10 protein-coding genes and 1 pseudogene are annotated in these 12,651 nt (G+C 67.4%); 4 read left to right on the plus strand and 7 right to left on the minus strand.

All coding sequences use genetic code 11. The features are described 5' to 3' along the window. Positions 1-28: 28 nt before the first annotated feature. The 3 genes from CF68_RS04115 (at position 29) to CF68_RS04125 (ending at position 3,848) form a co-directional block, all read left to right on the plus strand. Positions 29-421 (plus strand): hypothetical protein, encoded by a 393-nt coding sequence (locus CF68_RS04115; RefSeq protein WP_013952818.1) that lies wholly within the window; start codon positions 29-31, stop codon positions 419-421. A 121-nt stretch (positions 422-542) separates the two neighbouring features. Beyond that, positions 543-1,751, plus strand: a complete 1,209-nt coding sequence (gene alaC, locus CF68_RS04120) for an alanine transaminase (RefSeq protein WP_013952819.1) — start codon at positions 543-545, stop codon at positions 1,749-1,751. Between the two features lie 147 nt (positions 1,752-1,898). Then, on the plus strand, positions 1,899-3,848 hold the full coding sequence (locus tag CF68_RS04125) for a putative Ig domain-containing protein (protein ID WP_235205662.1): 1,950 nt from the start codon (positions 1,899-1,901) through the stop codon (positions 3,846-3,848). A gap of 49 nt (positions 3,849-3,897) precedes the next feature. Here the strand turns inward: CF68_RS04125 and CF68_RS04130 are convergent, their stop codons facing one another. Genes CF68_RS04130 through CF68_RS04155 form a run of 6 tightly spaced genes read right to left on the minus strand, consistent with a single transcriptional unit; the run spans position 3,898 to position 10,133 of the window. Beyond that, on the minus strand, positions 3,898-4,563 hold the full coding sequence (locus CF68_RS04130) for a Crp/Fnr family transcriptional regulator (RefSeq protein ID WP_013952822.1): 666 nt from the start codon (positions 4,561-4,563) through the stop codon (positions 3,898-3,900). Between the two features lie 14 nt (positions 4,564-4,577). Beyond that, positions 4,578-5,711: an enoyl-CoA hydratase/isomerase family protein gene (locus CF68_RS04135; protein ID WP_035816245.1), complete on the minus strand. Its 1,134-nt coding sequence runs from the start codon at positions 5,709-5,711 to the stop codon at positions 4,578-4,580. A gap of 9 nt (positions 5,712-5,720) precedes the next feature. Then, on the minus strand, positions 5,721-6,491 hold the full coding sequence (locus tag CF68_RS04140) for an enoyl-CoA hydratase (RefSeq protein ID WP_035816246.1): 771 nt from the start codon (positions 6,489-6,491) through the stop codon (positions 5,721-5,723). Then, positions 6,488-7,393, minus strand: a complete 906-nt coding sequence (gene mmsB / locus CF68_RS04145; RefSeq protein ID WP_013952825.1) for a 3-hydroxyisobutyrate dehydrogenase — start codon at positions 7,391-7,393, stop codon at positions 6,488-6,490. The genes CF68_RS04140 and mmsB overlap by 4 nt, the downstream gene beginning before the upstream one ends. Before the next feature lie 37 nt (positions 7,394-7,430). Then, positions 7,431-8,954, minus strand: coding sequence for a CoA-acylating methylmalonate-semialdehyde dehydrogenase (locus tag CF68_RS04150; protein ID WP_013952826.1), 1,524 nt, complete (start codon positions 8,952-8,954; stop codon positions 7,431-7,433). Between the two features lie 45 nt (positions 8,955-8,999). Next, positions 9,000-10,133 carry an acyl-CoA dehydrogenase family protein gene (locus CF68_RS04155; RefSeq protein ID WP_035816247.1) on the minus strand — a complete coding sequence of 378 codons (1,134 nt, stop codon included), beginning with the start codon at positions 10,131-10,133 and terminating at the stop codon, positions 9,000-9,002. A 152-nt stretch (positions 10,134-10,285) separates the two neighbouring features. On the opposite strand from CF68_RS04155, the gene CF68_RS04160 reads away from it, so the two are divergent. Continuing rightward, the gene (locus CF68_RS04160) at positions 10,286-11,302 is read left to right on the plus strand and encodes an AraC family transcriptional regulator (RefSeq protein WP_013952827.1); all 1,017 of its coding nucleotides are present in this window, start codon (positions 10,286-10,288) and stop codon (positions 11,300-11,302) included. Positions 11,303-12,082: 780 nt separating this feature from the next. Here the strand turns inward: CF68_RS04160 and CF68_RS35975 are convergent. Beyond that, positions 12,083-12,639 (minus strand): annotated as a pseudogene (locus CF68_RS35975) (DUF3158 family protein). Between the last annotated feature and the right edge of the window lie 12 nt (positions 12,640-12,651).

Here is a 12,651-nt window from a genome sequence, read left to right on the forward strand (position 1 = left end):
AGGCAACGTCACCGCCGGGAGGACTGCCGTGTTGCCTGCATCCAAGCCGTTGCGCATCATCGCCGCCGCCGCGGCATCCGTTGCCATCCTGGCCGCCTGTGCGCCGGACGCCGTGCGCAATCGCCAGGCGACCGACTTCAATGCCTATCTCGATTCGCTGCGGACCGCGTGCCCGAACATGATCGTCGGGACGAACAATATCAGCGACTGGCTGCGCACCAGCGGCAGCCGCAGCGACGACGACTACGTCTACTGGCTGGACCAGACCTCGCGCCTGTACTACCAGCGCATCTCTGCGCAGCAGTACCGCGATTCGGTCAGCGCGGCGCTGGGCGGGCGCTCCGATTCTCCCGCGCTGGACTGCATCGTGCGCCATCTGCCCGCGAACCGGCCGACCGGTCTGCCGGGGGGCAGGCTCTAGGCATCTGCGCACGCCGGTTGTGCAATGGCCGCATCCCCGCTAACATGAGTCCCGGCAGCCGAGACAACGGCTGCCGACGTCGCTCGGACGGTTCCGGGCGCTTACGTAAAGGACTCCCTCCATGACTGCCGCTTCTGGCAAGCGCCGCTTTGCGCGCATCGATCGCCTTCCCCCGTACGTTTTCAATATCACCGCCGAGCTGAAGATGGCCGCCCGCCGCCGTGGCGAGGACATCATCGACATGAGCATGGGCAACCCCGATGGCGCCACGCCGGCGCATATCGTGGCCAAGCTGACTGAAGCGGCGCAGCGGCCCGATACGCACGGCTACTCGGCCTCCAAGGGCATCCCGCGGCTGCGCCGCGCGATCGCGCACTGGTACCGCGAACGCTATGACGTGGAGATCGACCCGGATACCGAGGCCATCGTCACCATCGGTTCCAAGGAAGGCCTGGCGCACCTGATGCTGGCCACGCTGGACCGCGGCGACACGGTGCTGGTGCCCGATCCCAGCTACCCCATCCATATCTACGGCGCGGTCATTGCCGGCGCGGATATTCGCTCGGTGCCGCTGGTGCCGGGCATCGATTTCTTTGCCGAGCTGGAGCGCGCCATCCGCGGCAGCTATCCCAAGCCGAAGATGATCGTGCTGGGCTTTCCGTCCAACCCCACCGCGCAATGCGTGGAGCTTGACTTCTTCGAGCGCGTCATTGCGCTGGCACGCAAGCACGATATCTTCGTGGTGCACGACCTGGCCTATGCCGACATCGTCTTCGATGGCTGGAAGGCGCCGTCGATCATGCAGGTGCCGGGCGCCAAGGACATCGCGGTGGAGTTCTTCACGCTGTCCAAGAGCTACAACATGGCGGGCTGGCGCGTGGGCTTCATGGTGGGCAACCCGGACCTGGTGGCGGCGCTGACGCGCATCAAGAGCTATCACGACTACGGCACCTTCACGCCGCTGCAGATCGCGGCCATTGCCGCGCTGGAGGGCGACCAGCAATGCGTCAGCGAGATCGCCGCGCAGTACCAGTCGCGCCGCGACGTGCTGGCGCGCGGGCTGATCGAAGCGGGCTGGCCGGTGGAGATCCCGAAGGCGTCGATGTATATCTGGGCGCGGATTCCCGAGCCGTACCGCGCGCTGGGCTCGCTGGAATTCTCCAAGCAGCTGCTGGCCAAGGCCAAGGTATCGGTCTCGCCGGGCATCGGCTTTGGCGACTATGGCGACGAGTATGTGCGCTTTGCCCTGATCGAAAACGAATCGCGCATCCGGCAGGCGGTGCGGGGCATCAAGGCGATGTTCCGGGCCGACGGGCTCGTGAAGGGCTGAGGGGCTGCGAGCGGGGCCTAATTCCGGCCTTTCATTTCCCCCGAACGGGTCATGTGGTGTGCCGCGATGCGATGCTTTAATGTTTGCGCATCGCGGCGGCCCGACAAGAAGGTCGCCGGAAAACTATAACTTCCGGGTCCTTCTGCCATGATCTCCCTTGCCAGCCGTGCGCACGCGTCCACGTATCCTGTTTGGCGGCGCTTCCTCCAGTCTTGCCTCGTTGTCCTGGCCTTGCTGTGGGCAGCCATGCTGTCCGGATGCGTTGCCGAGGAAGATGCAGCAATCGAGCCGCCAGCAGGCCTCAACTACAGCATGCCATCCGCCAGCTACGTGCAAGGCGAGGCGATCGTGCCGAATCGTCCCAGCGCCAGCGGCGGTGCGATCGCCCGGTATATGGTGGCGCCGCCGTTGCCGGCGGGGCTGAGCCTCGATGAGGGCACGGGTGTCATCGCCGGGACGCCGACAACCACCACGGCTGCCACGATCCACGTTGTGACCGGCACGAACAGCGCAGGTTCGGCGACTGCCCGCGTGCAGATCGAGGTGCGCGACGGCACGGTGGCGCCGACTGGCCTGGCGTATCAGGCGTTGGCCGTCATCTTTACCGTTGGCGATCCTGTTGCCGCCAGCGGCCCCACCAGCAGCGGTGGCGCGATCACGCACTACAGCATTGCGCCCGCGCTGCCTGCCGGACTTGCCTTCGATGCGCAAACGGGTGTCATCAGCGGGACGCCCGCCGCTGCGGCCGCGCAGGCGCTCTACATCATCACGGGCACAAATTCGGCGGGCAGTACCACGACGGAACTCCGCATGGAGGTGCAGGCCGCGGTCGCGCCGCCCGCCAGCCTCCAGTACTGCAATACAGCAGCCCTGTACGTGGTGGGGGAGGTCATCGTTCCCAACCCGCCGCAAGTCACCGGCGGCGCTGTCGCCAGCTTCTCCGTTGCGCCCGCGTTACCGGGCGGGCTGAGCCTGAACACACAGACCGGCGTGATCGCCGGTACGCCACAGTCCGTGCAGATGCAGGCCAGCTACACCATCACCGCAAGCAATCGCGCGGGCAGTGTGCAAGCGCAGGTGCGGATATCTGTGACGGCGCGTGGCAGTTGGGTGGCTGCCGCACCCATGCCGCAAGCGAAGCACTACCACACGGCAACCCTGCTCGCCGACGGCAAGGTGTTGACCGCTGGCGGCATTGGTGCGGGGGGCGTGACAACAGGCGCTGCGCTCTATGACTCCAGCGTAAATGCCTGGTCTGCGACCGGAAGCCTTGGCATGCCCCGGTATGAGCACACCGCCACGCGCCTGCTGAATGGCAAGGTCCTGGTTGCTGGCGGTGCATCGGGTATCTCGACGCCACTGGCTTCGGCAGAGCTGTTCGATCCGGCTACCGGAACCTGGACCCCGACCGGCAGCCTGGCAGCGGCTCGCGTCAGGCACACGGCCACGCTGTTGCCGGATGGAAGAGTCCTGGTCATCGGTGGCAATCAGTCAGGGGTGGCGCCCCTGAGTACCGCTGAACTGTACGATCCCGCCCTCGGCGCCTGGACCGTGGCAAGTATGACTCTGACAACGCCGCGCACCCAGCATGCCGCGACACTGCTGCCGGATGGCGCCACCGTGCTCGTGGTCGGTGGTCTCAACAGCACGGGAGCGGTCCTGTCAGCCGAGTTGTTCCCCGCGAGCGGCAGTGGCGCCAGCGTGACAGTGCCGTTCCCCGGCGGGTCGCACAACGTCGTGCAGTCCGTCCTGCTGGGCAGTGGGAAGGTACTGGTCGTGGGGGACTTTGCCGGTGCCCCGCAGGCCTGGGTGTACGGTCCCGCAACGTCAGGCTGGACCGGCAGCACCATGAACGCCCGGCGTCTGTTGCCTGCCCTGATTCTGCTGGCCGATGGCAGGGTGCTGGCAGTGGGGGGAAGCCTCCCGGCAAGTGCGGAGATCTATCACCCGGATGCCAATGCCTGGACCGCAGCAGCCTCCGTGTCCGTTCCGCTCAGCGGGGTCGCCGCCGCCCTGTTGCCGGACGGGCGGGTGCTGGTGACAGGTGGCGCCGATGGCGGTGTTGAGTCCGATGCCACGGAGCTATATCTGCCCTAGCAACGTTCGCCCGTTGGCGGCGCGTAGCGATGCCGGACAGCCCCGGCGCTCAATACCGCCGCAATCCTTCCAGCTCCAGCACGTGCACGACGCCATAGTCGACGCGCACCAGCCCATGCTGCTCCAGCACCTTGAGCGCGGCATTGGCCCGCTGGCGCGAGATGCCCGCCAGCAGGCCGACTTCCTCCTGTGTCAGATGCAACGCCGGACCCAGCCCAGGACATAACACGGGATGGAATAACGTGGCCAGCGCCCGGGCCACGCGGCCTTCGATGCCGTGCAGCCGCTCATGCTCGACGGTGGCGATGAACAAGCCCAGCCGTTCGTTGAGCTGGTCTAGCAGATAGCGGTTGAAGGGCAGGCTGGTCTCCTGCAGCCAGCGGAACGTCGCCGCAGGCATGCAGGCGATGCTTGAATCGCGCAGCGCGACCACGTCATAGCGCAGCGCCTCGCGCTTGAGCAGGGAGCCTTCGCCAAGCCAGCCGCCGGCCGGCACGCCGGTCAGGGTGGCGCGCTTGCCCGATGGCGATGCGCAATGCACCTTGACCAGGCCCTGTGCGATGCCAAGCCAGTTGTCGGCCAGGTCGCCCTTGCGGCTGACATAGGCGCCTTGCGGCACGGCACGTTCACGCAGTTCGGCGCGCACGCGCTGGCGTTGTTCCGGGGTCAGTGCTGCCGCCCAGGGGCTGCACGCCAGCAGCGCGTCGAGGCTCACAATGGCGCATCCGCTCAGGCGGGCAGGGCGAGGGGCAGCGGCTGTTCGCCCGGCGCCCACCACGGCCGGAACAGCGCCTGCACGGCGGCGTCATCGACGGCGTCATAGCTGGTGATGCGCCAGTGCGGCGTGTTGTCCTTGTCGACGATCAGCGCACGCACGCCTTCGATGAAATCCCCCTGCGAAAACGTGCTGACCACCACCGCCAGCTCCATGCGGAAGCAGTCGGCCAGGTCCATGCGGCGGCCGCGCAGCAGCAGCTCGCGCGTGGCGCAGGCGGACAGCGGCGAGCGGGTGCGCAGCACGTCGATAGTGCGGGTGGCCCAGGCGGAGTAGGCCGGGTCGTCCTGGCAGGCCAGTCCGGCCAGGATCTCGGGCAGCGTTGCATGCGCGGGGAAATGCCGCAGCAAGGCCGGCAGCACTTGCAGCAGCGGTGCGTCGGCGGCGCTGGCGACATGCTCGCGCACCAGCGCATGGCGCAGGTCTGACAGCGCGTCCTCGCTCCAGGCGATGCCGTCGAGCGTCTGCTCCAGGCCGGCCAGTGTGGCGCTGTCGACCGCGGCGTCGGCCAGCCCGCACAGCAGGGCATCAGCCGCGCCGATGGTGACCCCGGTCAGCCCCAGGTACAGGGCCAGCTGCACCGGCAGCTTCGACAGGAAATGGCTGGCGCCCACGTCCGGCACCAGGCCGATGCCGGTTTCGGGCATGGCCACGCGCGAGCGTTCGGTGACGAGGCGCAGGTGTGCGGCTTGCGCCAGGCCCATGCCGCCGCCCATGACGATGCCGTCCATCAGCGCCACCAGCGGTTTGGGGTAGCGGTGCAGGCGGTAGTCCAGCGTGTATTCGTCGATAAAGAAACGCCGGTGCAGCGGGGTGCTGTCGCGGTAGCTGTCGGTCAGCGCGCGGATGTCGCCGCCGGCGCAGAAGGCCTTGGGGCCGGCGCCGCGCAGCACCACTGCACGGACGGCGTCATCCTGCGCCCAGGCTTCCATCTGCGCACCGAGCGCGACGATCATCGGGTACGACAGGGCATTGAGCTGGCGCGGCCGGTTCAGCGTGGCAATGCCGACACCGTTGACGACTTGGAACAGCACCTCCGGCTCGGCGGCATCCAGGTTGGCGGCCTTGGTCTCTTCAGTCAGGCGCACGGCGGCCTCCTAGGCGTTGCGCCATTGCGGCGTTCGTTTCTCGAGGAAGGCGTTGACCCCCTCGCGCTGGTCGACATCGTCGAACAGGTCGACAAAGCGCTCGCGCTCCAGGGCCAGCGCAGCCTGGCGCGGCACGCCCTGGCGCGCCAGATGTACCAGCCGCTTGCTGTGGGCGGCGGCCCGGGGACTGACATTGCAGGCGCGCTCAGCCATCGCCAGCGCGGTGGCGAAGGCCTGGCCGCGCGGCACGACTTCTTCCACCAGCCCGATGCGCAACGCCGTGGCGGCATCCACGCGCTCGTTGGTCAGGATCATGCGCTTGGCCCAGCCTTCGCCCACCAGCCACGGCAGCGTCTGGGTGCCGCAGCCGCACGGCAGCAGGCCGACGGCGGCTTCGGGCAGGGCCATCTGCGCCTGTTCCTCGGCGATGCGGATATCGCAGGCCAGGGCGCATTCCAGCCCGCCGCCCATGGCATAGCCGTTGATCGCGGCGATCACCACGGGCCGCGCGTTCTGCAGTGCCTCGAAGGCGCTGCCGAACTGCTGCGCCATCACGCGGGCATGGGCGCGGTCGCCCTCGGCAAAGCCGTTCAGGTCCGCGCCGGCGCTGAAGAACTTCGCGCCGGCACCGGTGACCACCACGGCGCGCACTGCGGGGTTGGCGTCGATCCTTGCCACCAGCTCGCGCAGTTGCTGCAGGCCTTCTGCAGTGAAGGCGTTGGCGGGCGGGCGGCTCAGCGTCAGCGTGGCGACGTGGCCTTGCAGGGCGAACTCGATCATTGCTTGCCCTCCTTGTCGGCGGCGGACAGATACTGGCGGATCACACCGGAGAAGTCGAGCTGGCCGTCGCCGGCATGGCTCACGGCCTGGTAGACCTGCTGCGCCAGCGCGCCCAGGAACAGCGGCTGCTTCACGCTGCGCGCGGCGTCGTTGGCCAGGCCCAGGTCCTTGAGCATCAGGTCAGCGCCAAAGCCGCCGGTGTAGCCGCGCCCGGCCGGCGCGGTCTCGATCACGCCGGGCCAGGGGTTGCAGGTATCCGAGGCCCAGCAGCGGCCGGTGGAGGTATTGACGATGCCGGCCAGCACGTTGGCGTCGATGCCGAGCTTGACGCCCAGCGCCATCGCCTCGGATACGCCAATCATGGAGATGCCGAGGATCAGGTTGTTGCAGATCTTGGCGACCTGGCCGGTGCCGGTGCCGCCGCAGTGGACCAGGTTGCGCCCCATGCCGGCCAGCACCGGGCGCACCTGGGCGAACAGCGCTTCGGAGGCGCCGACCATGAAGGTCAGCGTGCCGGCCTGCGCGCCAACGGTGCCGCCGGAGACCGGTGCATCGGCCAGCGCATTGCCGTGCGCCTCGGCGGCAGCGGCCAGTTCGCGCACGGTGGCGGGGTCGATGGTGCTTGAGTCCACCAGCGGCACGCCCGGGCGCACGCCCGCCAGCACGCCTTCCGGGCCCAGGTAGGCGCTGCGCACATGGGCGGCGGCGGGCAGCATGGTGATGACAAAGTCCGCTTCGGCCACCGCCTTGCGGGCGGAATCCGCGGTGGCGGCGCCCTCGGCGCACAGCGACGCCACCGCCGCAGCGTTGAGGTCGAATACGGTCAGCGTATGGCCGGCCTTGAGCAGGTTGCGCGCCATGGGCGCGCCCATGTTGCCCAGGCCGATGAAGGCGATATGCATGGGGTCTCCTTCCGTGTCGTTCTTGAATGTCGGCCGATTACTTCAGGCTGATGGTGGTGTTCACCCCATCGTTGACCGTCGCGTCATCAAACCACCGCGCCGTCACCGTCTTGGTCTGCGTATAGAACTGCACCACCTGCTTGCCATACGGACCCAGGTCGCCCAGCTTGGAGCCACGCGATCCGGTGAAGCTGAAGTAGGGCACCGGCACCGGGATGGGGATGTTGATGCCGACCTGGCCCACGTCGATCTCGCTCTGGAACTTGCGCGCCGCGGCGCCGCTCTGCGTGAACACTCCGGTGCCGTTGCCAAACGGGTTGCGGTTGACCAGGGCGATGGCCTCGTCAAGCGTATCGACGCCGACCACCACCAGCACCGGCCCGAAGATCTCTTCGGTGTAGATCGACATGTCGGTCCGGACATCGGTAAAGATGGTCGGGCCGATGAAGTTGCCCTGCGGATAGCCCGGCACCTCCACGCCACGGCCATCCAGCACCAGCGTCGCGCCTTCGCGCTCGCCGGCGGCGATGAGGCCGAGGATCCGTTCTTTTGCCGCCACCGATACCACGGGGCCGACATCGGTGCCAGCCTCGGCGCCGGCGCCGACTTTCAGGGTCTTGGCGCGTTCGACCAGGTCGGGCACCCAGTCGCGTGCCGCCCCCACCAGCACGATCACCGAGGTGGCCATGCAACGCTGGCCGGCCGCGCCGAAGCCTGCACCGGCCAGCGCGTTCAGCGTCTGCTCCTTGTGCGCATCAGGCAGCACGACAGCATGGTTCTTGGCGCCCATCATCGACTGCACGCGCTTGCCGTGCGCGCCGGCCAGGTTGTAGACGTGGGTGCCAACGGCGGTCGAGCCCACGAACGACACGGCCTTGATGTCCGGGTGCGTGCACAGCGCATCGACCACGTCCTTGGCGCCGTGCACCACGTTCAGCACGCCCGGCGGCACGCCGGCTTCCAGCGCCAGCTTGACCAGCTCCACGGTGGACAGCGGGTCCTGCTCCGAAGGCTTGAGCACGAAGGTATTGCCGCAGACGATCGCCATCGGGAACATCCACAGCGGAATCATCGCCGGGAAGTTGAACGGCGTGATACCCGCGCAGACGCCGATCGGCTGCTGCAGCGTGTAGGTGTCGACGGTGGCGGCCACGTTCTCGGCAAAACCGCCTTGCTGCAGGGTGCCGATCGAACAGGCGTGTTCCACCACCTCCAGCCCGCGGAAGATGTCGCCCTCGGCATCGGCCAGGGTCTTGCCCTGCTCGGCGGTCAGGATGGCGGCGATACGCTTGCTGTGCTCGCGGATCAGTGCCTGCAAGCGCAGCATGACGCGCAGCCGCGCGCCGATGGGCGTATGGCGCCACGTGGCAAAGGCGCGGTGCGCGGCGCCCACGGCAGCGGCGACCTCGCTTGCTGTGGCCAGCGGCACGCGTGCGAGCACCTCCTGCGTGGCGGGATTGACCACGTTGCGGAACTCGGTGGCGGACGAATCCACCCATTCGCCATTGATCAGCAGCGGCACGGTCGGCACGGCATTGTCGGTCTTGGGCACGGCAGTCATGGTTGTCTCCGGAAGGTCTGGTTCTGTTGGCAAGGGATGGTGGGACTACAGGCTGCGCGCGATCAGCATGCGCTGGATCTCGCTGGTGCCTTCGTAGATCTGGGTGATGCGGGCGTCGCGGTAGTGACGCTCGACCGGGTAGTCTTCGAGATAGCCGTAGCCGCCGTGGATCTGCAGCGCCTTGGAGCACACGCGCTCGGCCAGTTCCGACGCATACAGTTTGGCCTGCGAGGCTTCGGACAGGCACGGCACGCCTTCGCTGCGCATGCGCGCGGCGCGGTGCACCAGCAGGCGCGCGGCGTTCAGCTCGGTGGCCATGTCGGCCAGCATGTTGGCGATGGGCGGGTGTTCGCGCAGGGCGCGGCCGAACTGGATGCGTTCCGATGCATAGCGGCACGCCGCCTCGAAGGCCGAACGCGCAATGCCGATTGCCTGCGCGGCGATGCCGATGCGCCCGCCTTCCAGGTTTGACAGCGCGATGCGGAGGCCCTCGCCGGGCTCGCCCAGCAGTGCGTCCTGCGGTACGGTGCAGTCTTCCAGCGTGATCGCGCAGGTGTCCGAGGCTCGGATGCCCAGCTTCTTCTCGGGGGCGTGGACGATGAAGCCGGGGGTGTTTGTGGGGACCAGGAAGGCCGAGATGCCCTTCTTGCCGCGCTCGGGCTCGGTCGAGGCGAACACTACGGCGACACCGGCGCGCTGGCCGTTGGTGACGAACTGCTTGCTGCCGTTGAGCACCCAGCCGTTGTCGGTGAAGCGGGCGCGCGTGCGCAGGTTGTGCGCCTCGGAGCCGGCCTGCGGCTCGGTCAGGCAGAACGCGCCGATCAGCTCGCCGCTGGCCAGGCGCGCCAGGTAGCGTTCTTTCTGCGCATCGGTGCCATAGTGCAGGACCGGCCCGCAGCCGACCGAGTTGTGCACGCTCATCATGGTGGCGCAGGCGGCGCAGCCGGCGGCGATTTCTTCGATGGCCAGCGCATAGGCGACGTAGTCGGTATAGGTGCCGCCCCATTCCTCGGGCACGATCATGCCCAATAGCCCCAGCGCGCCCATTTCGGCGACGACTTCATCGGGCAGGCGGCCGTCGCGGTCCCATTGCGCGGCGCCCACGGCCAGCCGTTCGCTGGCAAAGGCGCGCGCGCTGTCGCGGATCATGGTTTGCTCTTCGGTATAGTCGCTGTGCATGGCAGTTAGGGGTGGGCGTTTTGAGCCGCGCGGCAAGTCAGGCAGAATGCGCGCTTGGCGTTTGACCTGCGGGCAGTGTAGGAACGCCGGGGGCGGGCTCCTATGCCAAAATCCGCCAATCTTCTTGAACTCGTTTGCCACCCGCCAGCGCCATGGAAAAAGGCAGTGTCGCCATCTGTTTCGTCCACCACGCCATCGCGGGGCTGCGCGCGCGTGGCATCGACCCCGATCCGGTGCTGCGTAGCGCCGGCATTGCGCCGGCGCTACTGGCGGTGCCGCAGGCGCGCGTCTCGTCCGCCAGCTACAGTGAGCTGTGGATGGCCGTGGCGGCGGCGCTGGACGATGAATTCTTCGGGCAGGATTCGCGCAGCATGAAATGCGGCAGCTTTGCCATGCTGTGCCACGCGGTGGCCGGCAGCCGCACGCTTGCGCAGGGGCTGGAGCGCATCACGCGGTACTTCCGGCTGCTGCTGGACGATATCGGCGTGCGGCTGGAGCGCCACGGCGATGAGGCCGCGCTGGTGCTGACCGCGCCCTGCGCGCACCTGGGGCGGCAGCCCGGCGTGTTTGCCAAGGAAACCATGCTGATCATGCTGCATGGCCTGATGAGCTGGCTGCTGCGGCGGCGCGTGCCGGTGCGGCTGGCGGCCTTCGACTACGACGAGCCGCCGTACAGCGCCGAATACCGCGTGATGTACTCGCGCCAGCTGGCCTTCGACCAGCCCGCCACGGCGCTGGTGTTCGACGCTGCGCTGCTGGACCAGCCGGTGCGCCAGGACGAGCGCAGCCTGAAAGCCTTCCTGCGCGATGCGCCGCACAACGTGGTGGTCAAGTACTCCGACCGCGCCAGCGTGGGCGCACGGGTGCGCCGGCTGCTGCGCAACCAGCGGCCCGAGCTGTGGCCCACCTTCGACGCGCTGGCGGTCAGCCTGAACCTGTCGGCCTCATCGCTGCGGCGCCGCTTGATGGACGAGGGCGTGAGCTACCAGGACCTGAAGGACGGGCTGCGGCGCGACCTTGCCATCGAGGCGTTGAGCCACTCCGGGCGCCCCGTGGCGGATATTGCGGCGGAACTCGGATTTGCCGAGCCGGGCGCGTTCCACCGGGCATTCCGGCGCTGGACCGGATCGCGCCCCGGCGCTTACCGTAAGTTTGCGGACGAAGCCTGACCGCGGCCGATCGGTCAAAGTGGACGGGGCTAAACTGGCTTTGGCCTCGAGGGATTGAAGGTCCTGCTGCGGGCCGGGGCTGGGGTGGTCTCGGCCGATGAGGCTCTGGTGATCGAGCGCAGTCCGCCACACGTCCAAGCGCGGTGCGGCCCAAGCTCATTACTTCGCTGCAACTCGCTGATCGCGTGCCAAACCGCATCGTGTCCGTACCGCCTTGCGCCGGCGCGGCGCCGCTTTCTTATCCGGCAAGAAAACAACAGGCCTAAAGTATGAAGCCCTCAGCCTTGGACGAAGGCACCACCTGTGGGCTGTAGCAATCCTTGGCTGTCGTCAAAGCTGTTTGCTCCAGCAGTTGCACTCGACCCGTATCGTGGCTGGGGTCGACATCCGTGGGCACACATCCGCTGGCCTTTTGGCCTCGCATGCCCATGACAGCACCGCGAGGCGCGCACCGTTGCAGAAGGTGACATGCGCTGGCGTATCCCGCGGGATGCGGGAGCTTGGCTCCGCCGTCGAATACAGCCGGCGTGGCGCGGGTTCGTGGGCGTCAGCGTGACCTGTCATGATGACCTGCAAGATGCACGCCGCCTGCGCGACGTGCCGCGCTGCCTCTCCGAGATCTTCAGCGTGGGTTTCTCTGGGCATGAAGCCTTCTTGCAAATGTGCAGTTCATCGGATGCACAACAGCATGAATGCCTTGGATGAGACCGGCAGCAAGAAAGCTGGACGGCATGGATACCGACTTATGATCGATGGGAAACGGTTGCCGCAGTGGTAGCGTCAATGGCGGCAGCCTGCGGGGCGAGAAACTCGCCTCACGAGGGCGGGTGGAACCCGGTGGGACCGCAGTAAGACTACCCCCAAGGGGATGCCCAGGATACGCCACAGGTGAATCGCCTCGGCCTGTGCCATGTTGCTAGTGCATTCCTTGGCGTGGCGGGCGATGCTGTGGGTCAGGCTTATCTGCATGTTGAGCGCGATGCGCCACAGCTACATCACATACAGGTCGTCGTCGATCAGCGAGTCCGGTATTACGAGGCGGCCGAGCAGCGGCTCCCACAAGGCCACGCCCATGGATGAGCGGTCAATATAGCGCCAGCGCAGAAGAGTCGTCCCTGCGCCAATGGTTTTCGTGGCCAGTTGCACATCGAGCAGGTCAAATGGGTAGGCGCTCGCCTGGGGCAGCACGCGCCGCTGTGCCAGGACGATCAAGCTGTCGCGCAGCGCCAAGTCATCGGCTGGTCAAGGCCTCCAGACTCTCCCTTACCTTTAAAGGGTTGTAAAAGGCCTTTTAGGTAGGCTACGTGTTCCAGCCGTCGGAAGGCCGGCTGTGCCAGCTATCCCCTGGG

Source organism: Cupriavidus sp. SK-4 (assembly GCF_000611125.1).
GTDB classification, from domain to species: Bacteria; Pseudomonadota; Gammaproteobacteria; order Burkholderiales; family Burkholderiaceae; genus Cupriavidus; species Cupriavidus necator.